Source organism: Bradyrhizobium liaoningense (assembly GCF_018130955.1).
Classification (GTDB): Bacteria; Pseudomonadota; Alphaproteobacteria; order Rhizobiales; family Xanthobacteraceae; genus Bradyrhizobium; species Bradyrhizobium liaoningense_C.
This window is the reverse complement of sequence record NZ_JAFCJM010000002.1, coordinates 263,989-285,210: the sequence shown is the minus strand read 5'-3', so window position 1 is coordinate 285,210 and position 21,222 is coordinate 263,989. Positions and strand designations below refer to the sequence as shown.

The 21,222-nt window shown below is 65.6% G+C and carries 14 protein-coding genes; 11 read left to right on the top strand and 3 right to left on the bottom strand.

The genetic code is table 11. From position 1 onward, the window contains the following. Positions 1 to 314 precede the first annotated feature (314 nt). The 6 genes from JQ632_RS02975 to JQ632_RS02950 all read left to right on the top strand — a co-directional run bounded on the left by JQ632_RS02975 (position 315) and on the right by JQ632_RS02950 (position 11,510). Positions 315 to 5,519 carry an alpha-2-macroglobulin gene (locus JQ632_RS02975; protein ID WP_212400771.1) on the top strand — a complete coding sequence of 1,735 codons (5,205 nt, stop codon included), beginning with the start codon at positions 315 to 317 and terminating at the stop codon, positions 5,517 to 5,519. Positions 5,520 to 5,545: 26 nt separating this feature from the next. After that, entirely contained in the window at positions 5,546 to 7,741 is a 2,196-nt protein-coding gene (pbpC, locus tag JQ632_RS02970) for a penicillin-binding protein 1C (RefSeq protein WP_212400770.1), read from the top strand. Positions 7,742 to 7,791: 50 nt separating this feature from the next. After that, a complete protein-coding gene (locus JQ632_RS02965; protein WP_212400769.1) occupies positions 7,792 to 9,534 on the top strand; it encodes a glycosyltransferase family 39 protein in 1,743 nt (580 codons plus the stop codon). Continuing rightward, the gene (locus tag JQ632_RS02960; protein WP_212400768.1) at positions 9,535 to 10,380 is read left to right on the top strand and encodes a phosphatase PAP2 family protein; all 846 of its coding nucleotides are present in this window, start codon (positions 9,535 to 9,537) and stop codon (positions 10,378 to 10,380) included. 63 nt (positions 10,381 to 10,443) lie between these two features. Further along, positions 10,444 to 11,175: a glycosyltransferase family 2 protein gene (locus tag JQ632_RS02955; RefSeq protein WP_212400767.1), complete on the top strand. Its 732-nt coding sequence runs from the start codon at positions 10,444 to 10,446 to the stop codon at positions 11,173 to 11,175. After that, positions 11,172 to 11,510 carry a lipid-A-disaccharide synthase N-terminal domain-containing protein gene (locus JQ632_RS02950; RefSeq protein WP_212400766.1) on the top strand — a complete coding sequence of 113 codons (339 nt, stop codon included), beginning with the start codon at positions 11,172 to 11,174 and terminating at the stop codon, positions 11,508 to 11,510. Before JQ632_RS02955 ends, JQ632_RS02950 begins: the two co-directional genes overlap by 4 nt. A 15-nt stretch (positions 11,511 to 11,525) precedes the next feature. Here the strand turns inward: JQ632_RS02950 and JQ632_RS02945 are convergent, their stop codons facing one another. Continuing rightward, a complete protein-coding gene (locus JQ632_RS02945; protein WP_212400765.1) occupies positions 11,526 to 13,217 on the bottom strand; it encodes a Na/Pi cotransporter family protein in 1,692 nt (563 codons plus the stop codon). 132 nt (positions 13,218 to 13,349) lie between these two features. Continuing rightward, entirely contained in the window at positions 13,350 to 14,543 is a 1,194-nt protein-coding gene (gene metC / locus JQ632_RS02940; protein WP_212400764.1) for a cystathionine beta-lyase, read from the bottom strand. Between the two features lie 394 nt (positions 14,544 to 14,937). Between metC and JQ632_RS02935 the strand changes: the two genes are divergently transcribed. The 5 genes from JQ632_RS02935 (at position 14,938) to JQ632_RS02915 (ending at position 20,125) form a co-directional block, all read left to right on the top strand. Further along, positions 14,938 to 15,954 (top strand): amino acid ABC transporter substrate-binding protein, encoded by a 1,017-nt coding sequence (locus JQ632_RS02935; RefSeq protein ID WP_212400763.1) that lies wholly within the window; start codon positions 14,938 to 14,940, stop codon positions 15,952 to 15,954. Positions 15,955 to 15,978: 24 nt separating this feature from the next. Next, positions 15,979 to 17,184, top strand: a complete 1,206-nt coding sequence (locus JQ632_RS02930; protein ID WP_212400762.1) for an amino acid ABC transporter permease — start codon at positions 15,979 to 15,981, stop codon at positions 17,182 to 17,184. Between the two features lie 13 nt (positions 17,185 to 17,197). Continuing rightward, complete coding sequence (locus tag JQ632_RS02925; RefSeq protein ID WP_212400761.1) at positions 17,198 to 18,709, top strand: amino acid ABC transporter permease; 1,512 nt, start codon at positions 17,198 to 17,200, stop codon at positions 18,707 to 18,709. Positions 18,710 to 18,717: 8 nt separating this feature from the next. Then, entirely contained in the window at positions 18,718 to 19,458 is a 741-nt protein-coding gene (locus JQ632_RS02920; protein WP_249151268.1) for an amino acid ABC transporter ATP-binding protein, read from the top strand. A gap of 136 nt (positions 19,459 to 19,594) precedes the next feature. Beyond that, complete coding sequence (locus tag JQ632_RS02915; protein WP_212400760.1) at positions 19,595 to 20,125, top strand: DUF805 domain-containing protein; 531 nt, start codon at positions 19,595 to 19,597, stop codon at positions 20,123 to 20,125. A gap of 11 nt (positions 20,126 to 20,136) precedes the next feature. On the opposite strand, the gene JQ632_RS02910 is transcribed toward JQ632_RS02915, so the two are convergent. Further along, positions 20,137 to 21,171, bottom strand: a complete 1,035-nt coding sequence (locus JQ632_RS02910; protein ID WP_212400759.1) for a cysteine synthase A — start codon at positions 21,169 to 21,171, stop codon at positions 20,137 to 20,139. Positions 21,172 to 21,222: the final 51 nt, after the last annotated feature.

Below are 21,222 nucleotides of genomic sequence, written 5' to 3'. Positions count from 1 at the left end.
TCAAGCCAGCGACAAACCTTGACGGTGGAGTGTCAGGGTGCCGGCTCCGCGGGCTACGACCTGGACGATGGTTCACATCGCCGGGAGCGTTGACCAGCGATCGGGACATTGCTGCCGGACGGCTGGTTTTGGTGTGGCTGCGCCTGCAGGACGGTGCGCGCGGGTCACATCCTGATCGGTCACTTCTGGGCCTGCTTGCCATGGCGCATGCGACGTTTTGCTATTCTGGTTCCATCGCCTTGAGTCTGTCACCTTTTCGCGCATTTCATCATTGCCGACGCGGCGTTCGTCCGCGATCGTCCGGGAGTCCCATCATGATCGGTTTGGTTCGCGCTGCTGCGGTTTGCGCAACGCTTCTGCTTGGCCTCGCTACAGCTTCAGCCGCCGACAAGGCCTTCAAACGCGACGATCTCGCCGATTCCGCGATCAAGCTGGAGGCCCAGATCAAGAGCGAGGCGGGGGCGGTCGTCAAGACCAACGCGACACTGCGCGCGGACGCCGACGCCGCCTTCAAGCGCTTCGATTACCGCACGGGCTTGTCGATCCTCGGCCACATCGCGGCGACCAACCCCGATGACGCCGGCAACTGGCTGCGCCTTGCCCGTGTCATCTTCCAGATCGGGCCAAAGAGCTCGAGCGAGCAGACCTTTTTGCTGGAGCGGGCCTCGACCGCGGCCTACATCGCCTATCAGCGCGCCGGCAATTCGGGCGAGGAGGCCGACGCGCTGGCCGTGCTGGGCAAGGCGATGGCCGAGCGCAAACTGTGGCGCCCGGCACTCGATACCATGCGGATGTCGCTCGACATGCGCGAGGTCGCCGAGGTCCGCGGCCAATATGAGAAGCTGCGCGACGAGCACGGTTTCCGCCTGCTCGACTATACCGTGGATTCGGACTCGGCGAGCCCGCGCGCCTGCTTCCAGTTCTCGGAGGAACTCGCCAAGCGCACCGACTTTGCGCCGTTCCTGGCGCTCGCGGGGCAGGACAAGCCGGCGCTGACGGCAGAGGGCAAGCAGCTCTGCGTCGACGGGCTCAAGCATGGCGAGCGCTACAACATCAATCTGCGCGCCGGCCTGCCGTCGACGGTGAAGGAGGGCCTGCCGAAATCGGCCGAATTCAACATCTATGTGCGTGACCGCAAACCCTTCGTGCGCTTCACCAGCCGCGCCTATGTGCTGCCGAAGATCGGCCAGCGCGGCATTCCCGTGGTTAGCGTCAACACGCCGTCCGTCAATATCAGCGTGTACCGGATCGGCGACCGCAATTTGATCAATACGGTCGTGGATAGCGATTTCCAGAAGACGCTGTCAAAATACCAGCTCAGCGATCTCGGCGACGAGCGTGGCGTGAAGGTATGGTCCGGCGAGCTCTCGACCACGACGACGTTGAACCAGGACGTCACCACGGCATTCCCGGTCGACCAGGCGCTCGGCGATCTCCAGCCCGGCGTCTACGTGATGACCGCGGCCGCCAGGGGCCCGGGCTCGGACGACGAGTACCAGCTCGCGACCCAATGGTTCATCGTCTCCGACCTCGGCGTGTCGGCCTATTCGGGCAATGACGGCATCCACGTCTTCATCAATTCGCTGGCCTCGACCGATCCGGTCGCGAAAGCCGAGGTGCGGCTGGTTGCCCGCAACAACGAGATCCTCGCCACCCGCAAGACCGACGAGAGCGGCCATGTGCTGTTCGAGGCCGGGCTCGCGCGTGGCGAGGGCGGTCTGTCGCCGGCGATGCTGACCGTATCAGGGGAGAAGGCCGACTACGCTTTCCTCAGCTTGAAAACCTCGGCCTTCGACCTCAGCGATCGCGGCGTCGCGGGCCGCGTGGTGCCGGCCGGTGCCGATGCCTTCGTCTACGCGGAGCGCGGCGTCTACCGCTCCAGCGAGACCGTGTATCTCACCGCGCTGTTGCGTGACGGGCAGGGCAATGCCGTGACCGGCGGCCCGCTGACACTGGTGATCGAGCGTCCGGACGGCGTCGAATTCCGCCGCGCCGTGCTGTCAGACCAGGGCGCCGGCGGCCGCTCATTGGCCGTGCCGCTCAACTCGGCCGTCCCGACCGGAACGTGGCGGGTGCGGGCCTTTACCGATCCGAAGGGCTCGTCGGTCGGCGAGACCACCTTCATGGTCGAGGACTACGTCCCGGATCGCATCGAATTCGACTTGAGCTCCAAGGAGAAGCAGATCAAGGCTCAAGCTCCGGTGGAACTGAAGGTCGACGGTCATTTCCTCTATGGCGCGCCGGCCTCCGGCCTCCAGCTCGAAGGCGACATGCTGGTTGCGCCCGCATCCGAGCGTCCCGGCTTTGCCGGCTACCAGTTCGGCGTCGCCGACGAGGAGACCGCCTCCAACGAGCGCACGCCGCTGGACAGCCTGCCGGAGTCCGATGCCAATGGTGTTGCGACCTTCCCGGTGACGCTGGACAAGCAGCCGACCTCGACGCGTCCGCAGGAGGCGCAGATTTTTGTCCGCATGGCGGAAACCGGCGGACGTGCGGTCGAGCGCAAGCTGGTGCTGCCGGTGGCGCCTGCCGCCGCGATGCTCGGCGTCAAGCCGCTGTTCGGCGACAAGAGCGTGGCCGAAGGCGACAAGGCCGAGTTCGACGTCGTGTTCGTCTCGCCCGAGGGCAAGACCTTGCCGCGCGACGGGTTGCGCTATGAGCTGTTGAAGGTCGAGTCGCGGTACCAATGGTATCGCCAGAACAATTACTGGGAGTACGAGCCGGTCAAGTCGACCGCGCGCGTCGCCGACGGCGAACTCGTGGTTGCCGCCGACAAGCCGGCGCGGATTTCACTGACGCCGCGGCCCGGCCGCTACCGGCTCGATGTGAAGTCGAACGATACCGACGGGCCCGTCACCTCCGTGCAGTTCGACGTCGGCTGGTACTCCGACGGCTCCGCCGATACGCCGGACCTGCTGGAGACCTCGATCGACAAGCCGCAATATGCGTCCGGCGACACCATGACGGTGTCGGTCAATGCGCGCAGTGCCGGCAAGCTCACCATCAACGTGTTCGGCGATCGCCTCCTGACCACGCAGACCGTGGACGTGAGGGAAGGCACCGCGCAGGTCAAGTTCACCGTCGGCAAGGACTGGGGCACCGGCGCCTATGTGGTGGCGACGCTGCGTCGTCCGCTCGATGCGGCCGCCCAGCGCATGCCGGGTCGCGCAATCGGGTTGAAATGGTTCGGCATCGACAAGCAGGCGCGGACGCTTGCCGTGAAGCTGACGCCGCCGGCGCTGATCCGGCCGAATGCGGCGCTGAAGATCCCGGTCAAGCTCGACGGGCTCAATCCTGGCGAGGACGCAAAAATCGTCGTGGCCGCCGTCGATGTCGGCATTCTCAACCTGACCAACTACAAACCGCCCGCGCCGGATGATTACTATCTCGGCCAGCGCCGCATGACTTCGGAGATCCGTGACCTCTACGGGCAACTGATCGACGGCATGCAGGGCACGCGCGGCCAGATCAAGTCCGGCGGTGACGCCGGAGCTGCCGAGCTCCAGGGCTCGCCGCCGGCGCAAAGGCCGCTCGCGCTCTACTCGGGCATTGTGACGGTCGGAGCCGACGGCACCGCGGAAGTCTCGTTCGACATTCCCGAGTTCGCCGGCACCGCGCGCGTGATGGCGGTTGCCTGGACAGCGACCAAGCTCGGCCGCGCCAACACGGACGTCGTGATCCGCGATCCCGTGGTGCTGACGGCGACGTTGCCGCGCTTCCTGCTCAATGGCGACCACGGCACGGTCAATCTCGAGATCGACAATGTCGAGGGACAGGCCGGCGATTACGTCATCAACGTGAAGACCGGCGGTCCCGTGAAGATGACGGGCAATCCCGCGACCACCGTGAAGCTGGCGGCCAAGCAGCGCAACTCGTTCTCGCTGGCGCTCGACGCGACCGCGGCGGGGCAGGCGACGCTTGACGTCGACATCAAGGGCCCGAACGGCCTTGCGCTGGCGCGCCACTATGCGCTCGACGTCAAGGCGGCGACGCAAGTGCTGGCGCGGCGTTCGATCCGGACGCTGGCGAAGGGCGAGAGCCTGACGCTGACGTCGGACATGTTCTCCGACCTCGTGCCGGGCACCGGCAGCGTCTCCGTCTCCGCGTCGCTCTCGACTGCGCTCGATGCCGCAACCATCTTGAAGGCGCTCGACCGCTACCCCTATGGATGCTCGGAACAGATCACGAGCCGCGCTATGCCGCTGCTCTATGTCAACGAGCTCGCGGCCGGCGCGCATCTGGCGATGGATACCGAGGTCGACCAGCGCATCCGCGACGCGATCGAGCGGCTCCTTGCGCGACAAGGTTCCAACGGCTCGTTCGGCCTGTGGTCGGCGGGCGGCGAGGACGCCTGGCTCGACGCCTACGTGACCGACTTCCTCACCCGGGCCCGTGAAAAGGGCTTTGTGGTGCCGGACGTGCTGTTCAAGAACGCGCTCGACCGCATCAGAAACTCGGTGGTGAACGCCAACGAGCCGGAGAAGGACGGCGGGCGCGATCTCGCCTACGGCCTCTACGTGCTCGCGCGCAACGGCGCAGCCCCGATCGGCGACCTCCGCTATCTCGCGGACACCAAGCTCGGCAACCTCGCAACCCCGATTGCGAAATCGCAACTGGCGGCGGCGCTGGCACTGGTCGGCGACCGTAACCGCGCCGAGCGGGTCTATGGTGCCGCGCTCGACAGCCTCGCGCCAAAGCCGGCGCTGGAGTTCGGCCGCACCGACTACGGCTCGCAGCTTCGCGACGCCGCGGCGCTGGTGTCGCTTGCGAGCGAAGGCAATGCGCCGAAGGCGACGCTGACCCAGGCCGTGACCCGTGTCGAGACCGCGCGGGGCCTTACGCCGTACACCTCGACGCAGGAGAATGCCTGGCTGGTGCTGGCAGCGCGCGCACTTGCCAAGGAAAACCTGTCGATCGAGGTCGATGGCCAGCCGGTCAAGACCGCGCTCTATCGCAGCTACAAGTCGGCAACGCTGGAGGGCAAGCCGCTGAAAATCACCAACACTGGCGACGCGCCGGTGCAGGCGGTGGTCTCGGTGTCGGGCTCGCCGGTGACGCCGGAGCCCGCCGCCTCTGCAGGCTTCAAGATCGAGCGCAGCTATTTTACGCTCGACGGCAAGCCCGCCGACATCAGCAAGGTGAAGCAGAACCAGCGTTTTGCGGTGGTGCTGAAGATCACCGAGGCCAAGCCGGAATACGGGCATATCATGGTGTCCGATTATCTGCCGGCCGGTCTGGAGATCGACAACCCGAAGCTGGTGTCATCAGGCGATAGCGGCACGCTCGACTGGATCGAGAATGGCGAGGAGCCGGAGGATACCGAGTTCCGCGACGACCGATTCACCGCGGCGATCGATCGCGCCTCGGATTCGGACGCCGTGTTCACCGTCGCCTATGTCGTGCGCGCCGTCTCGCCTGGCAAATATGTGCTGCCGCAGGCCTATGTCGAGGACATGTACAATCCCTCGCGCTACGGCCGCACGGGGACGGGCACGGTCGAGGTGCGGCCGGCGAAGTGAGTGATGGTGAACAGGCGTAGACGCACATGACCGAGACCGCACCACACACTCAGTCGTCATGCCCGGGCTTGTCCCGGGCATCCACGAGCTTTGGTGCGTCGGTCAAGAACGTGGATGGCCGGGACAAGCCCGGCCATGACGGGCGGAGAGGGGCGCGCGCGTTGCGGTTTCTCTCGCTCGCCGCCTTCGCCTTCATCCTCGCCATCTGCACCTTCGTCGGCTGGGTAATCTCCCTCGGCCCGCTGCCGCTCGACGAGGCGCGCCAGGTCTCGACCACGATCGTCGACCGCAACGGAAAGCTGCTGCGCGCCTACGCGATGAACGACGGCCGCTGGCGGTTGCCGGTCGAGGCCAGGACCGCCGTCGATCCGACCTATCTAAAACTGCTGTTCGCCTATGAGGACCAGCGCTTCCAGTCGCATCGTGGCGTCGACCCGCTGGCGATGGGGCGCGCCGCGCTCCAGTTCGGCACGCGCGGCCACATCGTCTCGGGCGGGTCCACGATCACGATGCAGCTTGCGCGGCTGATGGAGCCGCGGCGGCAGCGCTCGCTGTCGGCAAAGCTGCGGCAGATGGTGCGCGCGATCGAGCTCGAACGGACGCTTTCCAAGGACCAGATCCTCGATCTCTATCTTGCGCTGGCACCCTATGGCGGCAACCTCGAAGGCATTCGTGCCGCGTCCATCGCCTATCTCGGCAAGGAGCCGAAACGGCTGTCGCTCGCCGAAGCGGCGCTCTTGGTGGCGCTGCCCCAGTCGCCGGAGACGCGGCGGCTCGATCGTTTTCCGGATGCCGCTCGAAAAGCGCGCGACCGCGTGCTCGATCGCATGGTCGCGGAGCACCAGATCAGCGCCGACGATGCGAAGCAGGCCAAGGCCGTGCCGGTGCCAAAGCTGCGCAAGCCGATGCCGATCCTGGCGCCGCATGCGTCCGACACGGCGCTCAATGCGATCAAGGACACGCCCATCATCAAGCTGACGCTCGACGCCAACTTGCAGAAGGTGCTGGAGCCGCTTGCACATGATCGCGCCCTTGCGCTCGGACCGAACATTTCCGTGGGCATCATCGTCGTCGACAATGAAAGCGGTGACGTGCTGGCGCGGGTCGGATCGGCCGATTATTTCGACGAGACGCGGGCAGGGCAGGTCGATATGACCCGCGCGCTGCGCTCGCCGGGCTCGACGCTAAAACCCTTCATCTACGGGCTCGCCTTCGAGGACGGCTTTGTCCATCCCGAAAGCCTGATCGACGATCGCCCTGTCCGCTTCGGCTCCTATGCGCCGGAAAATTTTGACATGACCTTCCAGGGCACGGTGCCCGTGCGCAAGGCGCTGCAATTGTCGCTCAACGTGCCGGCGATCGTGCTGCTCGACCGTGTCGGCTCGAGCCGGCTGGCGTCACGGCTGCGGCAGGCCGGCGGCAACCTGGTGCTGCCCAAGGACGAGGCGCCGGGCCTTGCCATGGGCCTCGGCGGCGTCGGCGTCACGCTGCAGGATCTCGCCCAGCTCTATGCAGGCTTTGCGCGGCTCGGAACCACCAAGCCGCTGCGCGAGGTCATCACCGGCAAGGACGACCGGGAGCCGATGCGGCTACTCGACCAGGTCGCGGCCTGGCAGGTCGGCAACGTGCTGCTCGGCACGCCGCCGCCGGAGAATGCCGCCCACAACCGCATCGCCTTCAAGACCGGCACCTCCTACGGCTATCGCGACGCCTGGTCGGTCGGCTTCGACGGCCGCATGACCATCGGGGTCTGGGTCGGGCGGCCCGACGGGGCCCCGGTTCCCGGCCTGATCGGCCGGACGGCGGCCGCGCCGATCCTGTTCGACGCCTTCGCCCGCTCCGGCAAGCTGCCGGCGGCGCTGCCAAAACCGCCCAAGGGCACGCTGGTCGCGACCAATACGAAGCTGCCATTGCCGTTAAGGCGGTTCCGCCCCGTTGGGGAACTCGTCCGGGCCAGCGGCGAGCAGGCGCCGCACATCCAGTTCCCGCTCAACGGTTCCCGGATCGACGTCGACCGTTCCAGCGGAACCGAGGCCGCCGCCATGCCGGTCAAGGTCGCCGGCGGCGTTTTGCCGATGACCATTCTGGTCAACGGCACCGCGCTTGGCGAAATCGGCAGCCGGCGCCAGAGGTTGATCGATCCGCCCGGGCCGGGCTTTGCGCGCCTCACCGTGATCGACGCCACGGGCGCCGCGGACACAGTCGTCATTCGAATTCAATGACCCGTCCCTAAGCGGTTGTCGGGTCGGCGGTTTCAGCGTATGCGGAACCAATGGTCGAGACCCATGCCCGCCCCCGTTTTGGAGAGCCGCGCGAGCCGAAAAACCCCGTCAATCCGGGCAGTCGGCTCGTCGGCCTGATCGACGCCGTCACCGCCAGCAATGGCCGCGCGGTGGGCTTCCTGCTGATCTGCGCGCTGCTGATCTTCCTGCCCGGCTTCTTCACGATTCCGCCTGTTGACCGCGACGAGGCGCGCTTCGCCCAGGCCACCAAGCAGATGGTCGAGAGCCGCGACTATGTCGACATTCGCTTCCAGGAGGACGTCCGCTACAAGAAGCCGGTCGGCATCTACTGGCTGCAATCGGCCGCCGTCGACGCGGCGAGTGCGCTCGGCCTGCCGCGGGCCCAACTCCGCATCTGGGTCTATCGCCTGCCGTCGCTGTTCGGAGCGATCGGCGCCGTGCTGATGACCTATTGGGCGGCGCTCGGCTTCGTCACGCGCCGTGCCGCGATCCTCGCTGCGCTGATGATGTGCGCCTCGGTCCTGCTCGGCGTCGAGGCGCGGCTCGCCAAAACCGACGCGATGCTGCTCCTCACCGTGGTCTCGGCGATGGGCGCGATGGCGCGGGTCTATCTCGCCTGGCAGCGCGGCGAGGACGAGGCGCATCCGCCCTGGACGTATCCTGCGATCTTCTGGACCGCGATCGCCGCCGGCATCTTGCTCAAGGGCCCGCTGATCCTGATGTTCGCAGGGCTCACCATCATCGCGCTGGCGATCCAGGACCGCGATGCCTCCTGGCTGTGGCGGCTGCGGCCGCTCTGGGGCCTGATGTGGACGCTGGTGCTGGTGCTGCCATGGTTCATCGCGATCTTCTGGCGGGCGGGCGAGGCGTTCTTCCAGGATTCCGTCGGCGGCGACATGCTGAGCAAGCTGGGCGCGCAGGAATCCCATGGCGCGCCGCCCGGCCTCTATTTGCTGCTATTCTGGATCACGTTCTGGCCCGGCGCCCCGCTTGCGGCGATGGCGGCGCCGGCGGTCTGGCGCGCGCGGCGCGAGCCCGGCGCGCAATATCTTCTGGCCTGGCTGATCCCGTCCTGGATCGTGTTCGAGGCGGTGCTGACCAAGCTGCCGCATTACGTGCTGCCGCTGTACCCTGCGATCGCGATCCTCACGGCCGGCGCGGTGGAGCGGCGGGTGCTGTCGCGTTCCTGGCTGATGCGTGGCGCCGCCTGGTGGTTCGCGATTCCGGCACTCGCCTCGATCGGCGCCGTGGTCGGCGCCGTCATGCTGACGCGGCAGCCGGCGTTCGCGGCATGGCCGTTCATCGCGGCGGCGCTGATCTTCGGCCTGTTCGCCTGGTGGCTCTACGACAACAACCGCGCCGAGCGCTCGCTGCTCAACGCGCTGGTCGCGGCCCTGATGCTCGCCTTCGCCATCTATGGCGTGGTGCTGCCGTCGCTGACGCCACTGTTTCCGAGCCAGGAGATCGCACGCGCACTGCGCAACGTGACCTGCGTCGGGCCGAAGGCCGCATCCGCCGGCTATCACGAGCCCAGCCTCGTCTTTATGACGGGGACGTCGACGCTATTGACCGACGGTTCCGGTGCGGCCGACTTCCTCAGGCAGGGAAGCTGCCGCTATGCGCTGATCGAGCAGCGCTCGGAGCGCAGCTTCGTGCAGCGCGCCGAGGCGATCGGTCTGCACTACAAGGTCGGTGCGCGGATCGAGGGCTATAATTTCTCGCAAGGGCGCGCGATCTCGATCGCGATCTACCGCTCCGAGGGCACCGAGTAAATGTCTGCGCCGGCCGAGATCCCGCATCGCCAAAATTACCCGATGCAACTGCTCGCGGTCTCCGGGCGTTCGCTGGCGCAGCTCGTGCGCGCGCCGTCGCATTCGCGTCGCGCCGAGGCTGCGCGCAAAATGGCGCGGCACTGGCTCTACCTCGCCGCGGCCGGCGCGACCCTGATCATTGTGCTGATGCTTCTGCTCGACAAGACCGAGATCGAGCTGATGCCGGCGCGGGGCACGCCCGGCCTGTGGCCGATCCGCATCCTCACCGACTTCGGCAAGGACGCCTATGTGCTGTGGGCGCTGGCCGCAGCACTGGTGGTCGTGGCGCTGGTCGCAGCCAGCAAACACGGCACCTCGCGTGCGCTGTGGCTCGGGCTCGGCACGCGACTGCAGTTTCTTTTCCTCTCCGTCGGCGTCTCGGTCCTGATTGGAGAGGTGCTAAAGTTCACCATCGGCCGTGGCCGGCCCTTTGTCGGCGGCACGGCCAATCCGTACAACTTCATCCCGTTCCAGGGCACGGAAGCGCATTTCAGCCTGCCGTCGGGACATGCGCTCACGGCGTTCTCGCTGGCCTTCGCGGTCGGCGCGCTATGGCCGCGCCTGCGGGTCTTCATGTTCACCTACGCCATCGTCATCGCGCTGACGCGGCTGGTGCTGCTCGCCCATCACCCGAGCGACGTCGTGGGCGGCGCGCTGGTCGGCATCGTCGGCGCCATGGCGGTCCGTTACTGGTTCGCCGCACGGCGTCTCGGCTTCGCCATCCGCGGCGACGGCACGATTTTGGCCCTTCCGGGGCCGGCTTTCGGCCGCTTCAAAAGGGTTGCCCACGGGTCATCCGCCCCATAAAAGCGGCTGCCTGCCGTCCGGACCGGTTCCTCCCGCGGGCCCATTCCAACCACGAGCACACCATTGTCGTCCTCCCCAGCGGTCTCCATCGTCGTCCCCGTGCGCAACGAGGCCGACAACATCGCGCCCCTGATCGAGGAGATCACGGCTGCACTCGACGGGCGCTGGGCCTACGAGATCATCTACGTCAACGACGGCTCGACGGACGCGACGGGCGAACGGCTCGGCGCGCTGATGCAACAGCGCGGCAATCTGCGCCAGCTCCGCCATATCAGGTCAGGCGGCCAGTCGGCGGCGGTGCGCAGCGGCGTGCGGGCGGCGCGGGGGTCCATCGTGGCGACGCTGGATGGCGACGGCCAGAACAATCCGGCCTTTCTGCCCGACCTGATCGCGGCGGTCGAGAAGGGCGAGCGCGTCGGTCTCGCCGCAGGCCAGCGCGTCGGCCGCAAGGACACCGGTTTCAAGAAGCTGCAGTCGCGCATCGCCAACGGCGTGCGCAACGCGATTTTGAAGGACGGCACCCGCGACACCGGGTGCGGGTTGAAGGCGTTCCGGCGCGATGTATTCCTGATGCTGCCCTATTTCGATGGGCTGCATCGCTTCCTGCCGGCGCTGGTGCGCCGCGAGGGCTTTGACATTGCTTATGTCGACGTGATCGACCGGCCGCGCCGCTCCGGCGTGTCCAACTACGGCTTCTTCGACCGGCTCTGGATCGGGATCATGGATCTCGCCGGCGTGTGGTGGCTGATCCGCCGCAAGAAACCGACCCCAGAAGTGACCGAGGTGAACGCATGATCATTCAATACGGTCAGGCGCTGAGCAATTATCTCTACGATGTCTTCGTCGCAAAATTCGACTTTTGGCTGGCGTTCGGCCTGATCGCGCAACTGTTCTTCACCGCGCGCTTCCTGGTGCAGTGGATCGCGAGCGAACGCGCCGGCAACAGCGTTGTGCCGATGGCGTTCTGGTTCTGCTCGATGGGCGGCGGGCTGATGACGCTGGTCTACGGCGTCGTCAAGCGCGAGCCGGTCATCATCCTCGGCCAGGCGCTGGCGACCATCATCTACATCCGCAACATCATGCTGATCGTGAAGAACCGCGGTCGTGCCTCGCAGACGCTGGACCGCTGATCCGGGGGCCCGCCCTCAGCGCGGCAGTGCCGAGGCCGCTCCGGATGCGGGCAGGGCGGCCGGCTCCGCCTCGTTGCGGCGATAGGGCTGGCCGGCGGCATCCAGCACCGGATAGGCCACCGAGCAGATATGCGAGTGGATGCGGCGTAGGTCGCGCAGCACGTCGAGATGCAGCGACGTGGTTTCGATGGTTTCCGGGCGGCCCTCGCGCAGGCGGTCGAGATGGCGCTCGATCGCGGCGAGCTCGGTGTTGCGCAGCGACGCCTTTTCGACCAGCAGCTTGCGCGCCTCGTTGGCGTCGCCGGACATGAACACGCCGAAGGCGATGCGCAGCGATTCCATCGTCTTCTTGTGGAAGGCCGCGAGTTCCTCGGCGCCCTCGGGCGAGAACTGGAAGCGGCGCTTGATCTTCTTGGTCGCGAGCTCGCTTAGGTTCTTGTCGATGATATCGCCGATATGCTCGAGATTGATGGCGAAGGAGACAATTTCCATCGCGCGGCGTCCTTCGCTCTCGTCGAGAGAGCCGCGCGTCAGCTTGGTGACGTAGAGCTTGATCGCCTCGTCCAGGCTGTCGACGATGTTGTCGGTCTTGGAGACCTGATCGACCAGCGCGCGGTCGTCGGTCATCATTGCCGCCATCACCTTGCGCAGCATGACCTCGACGAGGTCGCCCATGCGCAGCACCTCGCGCGCAGCATCGGCGAGCGCAAGGGACGGCGTCTCCAGCGCGCTTTCGTCGAGGTAGCGGGGCCGGGAGGCATCAGCTTCCCGCACGCGTTCAGGCAGGAGCCAGGTCAGGAACCGCGCCATGACGTCGAGCAGGCCGATGAACAGCGCGGCGGTGGCGACGTTGAACGCGATGTGGAACGCCGCGGTCATCTTGGCCGCATCCGGCTGCCAGGCCTGGAGCAGGTCGGCGATCGGATGCAGGAACGGCAGCACCAGCGCGATGCCGATGACGCGGTTGATGAGATTGCCGACCGGCAGGCGGTAGCTCGTGGGGTCCTCGCGCCGCGCGCCCTCGAAGACGGGGTTGATGGCGCTGCCGAGATTGGCGCCGAGCACCAGCGCCAGCGCGGCCTGCGGCGAGATGAACTGGGAGAAGGCCAGCGACATGATCAAAAGCACGCTGGCGACGCTCGAATGCACGGCCCAGGTGATCACGGCCGCGATGAGGATGCAGAGGATGGGATCGCCTGTGATCGCCGACATGAAGATGCGCACGCCCGGCGCGTTCTCGGCCGGCGCCAGCGTGTCGAGCAGGATGTGCAGCGACAGCAGCATCAGGCCGAGCCCGATCGCGACGCGGCCGATGTCCTTGATGCGCGAGCGCGGGCCTGAGCGGAATGCCACGAGCCCGAGCACGAACAGGACCGGCGCGACGGCAGCAATGTTGAACGACAGCACCTGCACGATCAGCGTGGTGCCGACATTGGCCCCCAGCATGATGGCGAGCGCCGCAACCAGGCTGACGAGCCCTTCGGCCGCGAACGAGCTGGTGATCAGGGCGGTCGCCGTGCTGCTCTGGAGCAGGGCGGTGAGGCCGAGCCCGGCGGCGAAGGCGCTGAAGCGGTTGCTGAGCGCGCGCCCCAGCAGCCGGCGCAGGTCCGGACCGAAGGCGCGCAAAATGCCGCTGTGGACCATGTGCAGGCCCCACAGCAGCAGCGCAACGCCACCCATCAGGTCGAGTAGTACCAAGCTTCCCATGCTCCGCCTCCGGAATGGAGTCGAAGGATCAGGCTACCCCCAAATGACTGGGGATCAATCACTTTGTTCGCACACGCTCGCGTTAACCTTTGCGATCGCACGCGCATTGGGCGCGATGCCCAGCGCGAAGGCTCAAATTGCCGCGTTGAAGGCAGCCAAGCCGCGATCGAGGTCGGCCTTGAGGTCCTCGACATTCTCGAGCCCGATATGGAATCGCAGCGTCGGGCCGCCCGGCGACCACTTCGTCGCGGTGCGGTAGGCGTCGCAGTCGAAGGGGATGACCAGGCTCTCGAAGCCGCCCCAGGAAAAGCCCATGCCGAACAGCTTGAGGGTATCGAGCATGGCATCGACGGCCTTCTGCGGTGCGGGCTTCAGCACGACGCTGAACAGACCCGACGCGCCGGTGAAGTCCCGCTTCCAGATCGCGTGCCCCGGGTCGGTCTCGAGCGCCGGATGCAGCACGCGCGCGACCTCGGGTCTGGCACCGAGCCAGCGCGCCATCTCCAGTCCCGAACGATAGTGCTGCGCCAGCCGCACCGCGAGCGTGCGCATGCCGCGCAGCGCGAGGAAGACGTCGTCAGGTCCGGCGCAAACGCCGAGCAGGCGGATGGTCTCGGCGAGCAGCGGCCAGGCCTTTGCGTTGGCCGAGATCGTGCCGAACATGATGTCGGAGTGGCCGCCGATATATTTGGTGGCGGCCTGCATCGAGATGTCGACGCCTTGTTCGAGCGAGCGGTGATAGAGCGGGGTCGCCCAGGTGTTGTCGTCGATGACCAGCGCGCCGCGGGCATGGGCGACCTCGGCGATGGCGCGGATGTCGGGCATCTCGAAGGATTGCGAGCCCGGCGCCTCCACCAGCACGGCGCGGGTGTTCGGCTTGAACAGTTTTTCGATGCCGGCGCCAACAAGCGGATCGAAATAGGTCGTCTCGACGCCGAAGCGGGAGAGCAGGCCGTTGGCGAAATTGCGCGAGGGCCGGTAGACATTGTCGCAGACTAGGAGGTGGTCGCCGGCCTTGAGCACCGCGAGGAGGGTGGTCGAGATCGCCGAAAGTCCCGAGGGCACAAGGCCGACGCCGGCGCATTGCGGGCCTTCCAGCGCCATCAGCATGTCCTGGAGCGCGCGGGTGGTCGGCGTGCCATGGCGGCCGTACTGGAACTCGCCGCGATGGGCGTGCAGGTCCTCGGCGGTCGGATAGAGCACCGTCGACCCGTGGAAGACGGGCGGATTGACAAAACCCTTCTGCGCCTTGGTGTCGCGGCCGGACGTGACGAGGCGGGTTTCGGGGTGCTGGGGAACGGGCGTCGAGCCCTGCGGAGAATCCATGCGCGTGCTTTCAAGAGCTGGTTTTCGGGAGGCATCGAGCCTCCGGCGGGCCGGCGGAAGGGCCGCAACCGTTAATAACAGAACACAGAAGAGTCCCGTCAACCCCTTGACCCGGCTCGCCAGTCGTTCTGTGATGCGGGGGTGCTATTCTGTCGCCGCATGTTGAGGGGCCTGCCGCGATCTTCGATCCATCGCCTAGACCGAACCAAGCGTAAGAGCCTGAAGGGCAAGACGCTTGGCGGCGAGGATTTCAGGATTTGGCCCTCCAGCATGGTCGCCGCGTTCGGCAAGGATGTCCTGCAGGGCCGTGTCCTGCACGAGTCTTGCAAGGGACGCTGCCGGCAGAGACGCCTGCGAGACGAAGACCCTGAAGCGACCTTTGAAAGGCCCAGCCATGAAACGCGTAACCCTGGTTCTCACCCTTGCCTTTGCCGCCGGCCTGTCGACACAGGCCGCCTATGCCCAGACGCTCAAGACCATCAAGGACCGGGGCTCGCTGTCCTGCGGCGTCAGCCAGGGCCTGCCGGGTTTCTCGTCACCGGACGACAAGGGCAACTGGACCGGGCTCGACGTCGACGTCTGCCGCGCGATCGCGGCTGCGATCTTCAACGATCCGAGCAAGGTCAAGTACGTGCCGACGTCGGCCAAGGACCGTTTCACCGCGCTTCAGTCCGGCGAGATCGACGTCCTCTCGCGTAACACCACTTGGACCATCTCGCGCGACACCTCGCTCGGCGCCAACTTCACCGGCGTCACCTATTACGACGGGCAGGGCTTCATGGTGAAGAAGTCGCTGAAGGTGAATTCGGCTCTCGAACTCAATAGCGCGTCGGTCTGCGTCCAGACCGGAACCACCACCGAGCAGAACCTCGCCGACTACTTCAGGGCCAACAACATGAAGTACGAGGTGATCGCGTTCGGCACCAACGACGAAACGGTCAAGGCCTACGAATCCGGGCGCTGCGACGTGTTCACCACGGACCAATCCGGCCTCTATGCAAATCGTCTGAAGCTTGCCAATCCCGGCGATCACGTTGTGCTGCCGGAGATCATCTCGAAAGAGCCGCTCGGCCCGATGGTGCGCCATGGCGATGACCAGTGGTTCGACATCGTGAAATGGACGCTGTTTGCCATGGTCACTGCTGAGGAACTGGGGCTCAACGCCAAGAACATCGACGAGAAGGCGAAGTCGGACAATCCGGAGCTGAAACGCGTTCTCGGCACCGACGGCAATTTCGGCGAGCAACTTGGTCTGACCAAGGATTGGGTCGTGCGGATCGTCAAGCACGTGGGCAATTACGGCGACGTCTTCGACCGCAACGTCGGGTCCGGCTCGCCGCTCGGCATTGCCCGCGGTCTCAACGGCCTCTGGAACAAGGGCGGACTTCAGTACGCGCCGCCGATCCGCTGATCGCCCGCAAGCACGGCTGCGGCGATGAGCACCGAAGCCCGCAAACCGCCGACCCAGATCGCGCTGAGGATCAGGCGCGTGCTGGGCGGGAAGGCTGGCTGGAACGGCGTCGCCGTCCAGTTCGCCTTCGCCGCGATCCTGGGCTGGATTGCCTATGAGATCGTCTCCAATGCCCGCGCCAACCTCGAGAACCAGCACATCGCCGCGGGCTTCGGCTTCCTCAGGAACAATGCGGGTTTTGACGTCAATCAGACCCTGATCCCCTATACCGGCTCGGACACGTTCCTGCGCGTGTTCGTGGTCGGGCTCCTGAACACGATCATTGTTTCCGTCATCGGCATCGTGTTCTCCACCGTGCTCGGCTTCATCGTCGCGCTGTGCCGGCTCTCGCCCAACTGGCTGCTGTCGCGCGTCGGCGAGATCTATGTGGAGCTCATCCGCAACCTGCCGCTGCTGTTCCAGATCCTGTTCTGGTACCTGGCGGTGCTGGCGGCCTTGCCCAATCCGCGCCAGAGCATTTCGCTGCTCGGCCTCGCCTTCATCAGCAATCGCGGACTGGTCGTTCCCTCGCCAATCGGCGAGCCCGGTCTGACGCCTTTCCTGGTCATGCTGGGGCTCGGCATTATCGGGTCGCTTGCTCTGCGCAGCTATTCGCGGCGGGCGCTGTTCCAGCGCGGCCAGGTGATCCGGATCTGGCCTTACGTGCTGAGCCTCCTGGTCGGGCTGCCGCTCGCCGCGATGCTGGCGTTCGGTGTGCCCTTCATCTTCGAATTGCCGCAGCTCAAGGGCTTCAATTTTGCCGGCGGCTCGCGCATCATCCCGGAATTCGTGGCACTGACCCTGGCGCTGTCGACCTATACGGCCGCCTTCATCGCCGAGATCGTGCGCGCCGGCATCTTGTCCGTGCACAAGGGGCAGATGGAGGCGGGGGCGTCGCTCGGCCTGAGCCGCGGCACCACGCTCCGTCTGATCGTCGTGCCGCAGGCGATGCGTGTCATCGTGCCGCCGCTGACCAACCAGTACCTCAACCTCACCAAGAATTCCTCGCTTGCGGTCGCGATCGGCTATCCTGATCTGGTTTCGGTGTTTGCCGGCACGTCGCTGAGCCAGACCGGGCAGGCGATCGAGATCATCGCCATGACGATGGGCGTCTACCTCCTGATCTCGCTCGTCACGAGCGCCATCATGAGCGTCTACGGTTGGCGCATCAGCAGGAGCCTTGGAGCATGAAGAGGCTTGGCGCATGACCGATATCACCGCGTCATCCTTCGTCCGTCAGGACCTCGTCGGCGAACGACCCGCGCCGGTGAAGACCACCGGCTTTGTGGGCCTACTGCGCACCCGCCTGTTCAATTCGCCGACCAACATTCTGCTGACCATCGTCGGCGCCCTGCTGCTCTGGTTCACCATCGTTCCATCAGTCAGGTTCCTGCTGGTCGACGCGGTCTGGACCGGCAACGACCGCACGGCGTGCATCGGGGAGAACGCGGCCGGCGCCTGCTGGCCCTACATCCAGGCAAAATTCCCGCAACTGATGTACGGCTTCTATCCGGAAGCCGAGCGCTGGCGGGTCAATCTCACCTTCTTCCTGGCGGCCGCACTGCTGCTGCCGCTGCTCATTCCGCGGCTTCCGGCGAAGGGATTGAATGCCGGCCTGTTCTTCTTTGCCTTTCCGGTGGTCGCGTTCTTCCTGTTGCGCGGCGGCGGCATCACCGGCTTCGGCCTGAGCTGGACCGCCGGCCTCCTGCAGCTGTTCGATGACAGCATCCTCAATGCCGGCGGGGCGCTGCTCAATCTCAGCAAGAGCTCGGCGATCGGACCGCTGCTGTGGATTATCGGCCAACTCATCGTGCTGATCGGCACGGCGATCCAATGGCTGATCTTTCCGCTGACCGGGCTGCGCGACCAGCTCCAGGGGACGGGCCAGTCGGTCTGGGCCGATTTCGCCATCACCACCGTTGTCGTCTCCCTGATCGCCTTTTTCCTCGGCGGCGGGATACGCAGCGGGTGGCGTGCGCTCGCATCGAGCATCGCGACGTTCGCGGCCATCGCCATCGTCATCAAGCTCATGGGGCTCGATCACGGCGGCTTCCCGATCGTCGAGACCAGCCTGTGGGGCGGGCTCCTGGTGACGCTGGTGGTTTCCGTGACCGGCATCGTCACCTCGCTTCCGATCGGCATCGCGCTGGCGCTGGGGCGGCGCTCCACCATTCCGTTGATCCGGATCTTCTCGATCGCCTTCATCGAGTTCTGGCGCGGCGTGCCGCTGATCACCGTGCTGTTCTTCGCCACCTACATGCTGCCTCTGTTCCTGCCCGGCAATTTTTCGGTCGACGGCCTCGTGCGCGCGCTGATCGGCATCGCGCTGTTCACCGGCGCCTACCAGGCCGAGAACGTGCGCGGCGGCTTGGCTGCGATCCCGCGCGGGCAGGGTGAAGCCGCCGCGGCGCTCGGGCTGTCCTGGTGGAAGACGACCTCGCTGATCGTGCTGCCGCAGGCGCTGCGCCACGTCATTCCGAACCTCGTCAACAGCTTCATCTCGCTGTTCAAGGACACCTCGCTGGTCTCGATCGTGGCGCTGTTCGACCTCCTGGGCTCGCTGCGTGCGTCGTTTGCGGATCCCAAATGGTCGACGCCGACGACCCTGTTCACCGGCTTTGCCTTTGCCGGGATCATCTACTTCATCTTCTGCTTTGGAATGTCGCGCTACTCGCTCTTTGTCGAGAGACGTCTCAACGCCCATCGCCGCAACTGAGGTCAGCCATGTCCGCGAACCCGATCGTCAAGATTTCCGGCCTCAACAAATGGTACGGCGATTTTCATGTGCTGCGGGACATCGATCTCGACGTCGAGAAGGGCGAGCGCATCGTGATCTGCGGCCCGTCGGGCTCGGGCAAGTCGACGCTGATCCGCTGCATCAATGCGCTGGAGGAATTCCAGGAGGGCGAGATCGTCGTCGACGGCATCGAGCTCGGGCCGAACCTGAAGCATATCGATGCCGTGCGCCGCGAGGTCGGCATGGTGTTCCAGAGTTTCAACCTGTTCCCGCACCTGACGGTGCTGGACAATTGCACGCTGGCGCCGATCTGGGTGCGCAACATCCCGAAGAAGGACGCCGAAGCGACCGCGATGAAGTTCCTGGAGCGGGTCAAGATCCCGCACCAGGCCAACAAGTTTCCGGGCCAGATGTCCGGCGGCCAGCAGCAGCGCGTCGCGATCGCCCGCGCGCTGACCATGAACCCCAAGGTGATGCTGTTCGACGAGCCGACCTCGGCGCTCGACCCGGAAATGGTCAAGGAAGTGCTGGACACGATGGTGGACCTCGCCCGGGAAGGCATGACCATGCTGGTCGTGACCCACGAAATGGGCTTTGCCCGCGAGGTGGCGAACCGCGTCGTGTTCATGGACGCCGGCCAGATCATCGAGGCCAACACGCCGCACGAATTCTTCGCGAGCCCCCAGCACACCCGCACAAAGCTGTTCCTGAGCCAGATCCTTCGCTGACCGCGGCATCGGCCAAAAGCGTCAAATTGTCGATATCTTCGTAAGCGGCCGGACATCATGCCGGCGGGCGCTTGCGGCCGGTTCATCGGTCCGAAAGCAATTGCCGCGCATGTGGCTGCCCAAGAGGGGTGCGCCAATGCTCGGATTCCTGTTCGGTCTCAACGCCCGCATGGGGCGATTGCAGTTCTTTCTGGCCACGATCGTCTTGGCGATCGTGATGACCGCGATCTGCTTCTTCATCGCGATGTTCGCGCTGAGGCACGCCATGCCGACGATGATGCGGCCGGAAGAGCTGCTGCAGAGCCCCATCACCATCGTCGCCATCGTGCTGTTCGCGGTGGCGAGCTTCACCCTTCAATCGATGCGCATCCGCGACATCGGATGGGATCCGGTCTGCGTGGTCCCGCTCTGGATCGCCTTCATGTTCATCGACCGGCTGCTGGCCGCGAAATTTCCCGCCTTGGCGATCGGTCAGGAGCATCAGGGCACGGTGATCGGCGGGCTCGTCAATCTCGTGCTGATGCTGATCCTGTATTTCTGGCCGAGCGGCTACGCCGACGACGCCGGCAGCGCTCTCGACACATCGTCCGACCGCTGGGGCGAGGCGGGCAGGGCGTCGACCGCAACCGACCGCTTCTCGCGGATCTCGTCGGGCGGACGCCGCTAATTCCGAAGGAGCTAGACGAACGGCAGCTCGATCTTCGAGCGCGTCTCCAGCCAGTCAGGCACCGGCAGGCTCTTCGAGCGCATGAACTCCGGATTGAACAGTTTTGACTGATAGCGGCCGCCGGAGTCGCAGAGGATCGTGACGATGGTCTTGCCGGGGCCGAGCTGCTTGGCGAGCCGGATGGCACCGGCGATGTTGATGCCGGTCGAGCCGCCCAGGCACAGGCCCTCGTGCTGCAGCAATTCGTAGATGATCGTGACGGCTTCCTCATCGGAGATCAGGAACGCGTCATCCACCTTCGCGGTCTCGACGACCGGGGTCTTGCGTCCGAGGCCGATGCCTTCGGTGATCGAATCGCCCGGCGTCGATTTCACCTCCCCATTCTTGAAAAGGTTGTACATCCCGAAGCCGTGCGGATCGGCACAGGCGGTGACGATGTCCTTGTTCTTTTCCTTCAGGTACCGGCTGATGCCGGCCAGCGTGCCGCCGGTGCCGACCGAGCAGATAAATCCGTCCACCTTGCCATTGGTCTGCTGCCAGATTTCCGGTCCGGTCGAATCGTAGTGCGCCTTGGGATTGTCGAGATTGTTCCACTGATCGGCGAACAGCACGCCGTTCGGCTCGGTCTTGCGGAGCTGGTCGGCAAGACGGCGGCCGACATGCTGGTAGTTGTTCGGATTGGCATAGGGCAGCGCCGGCGACTCCAGAAGCTCGGCGCCGCATAGCCGCAGCATATCCTTCTTCTCCTGGCTCTGCGTCTCCGGGATCACGATCAGCGTGCGATAGCCGCGGGCGCTGGCGACGACGGCTAGCCCGATGCCGGTATTGCCGGCGGTCGCTTCGACGACCAGGCCGCCCGGCTTCAGCTCGCCGCGCTTCTCGGCTTCCAAAATCATCCATTTGCCGGCGCGGTCCTTCACGGACTGGCCGGGATTCATGAACTCGGCCTTGCCGAGAATGGTGCAGCCGGTCAGCTCGGAGGCGCGTTTCAGCTTGATCAGCGGGGTATTGCCGATCGATTCGACAACGTCGTTTTTGATGGTCATGTCAGGGGCTTGCCGGTCGTTTCCTCAACTTGCCGGCGACCCTAAAGGAGC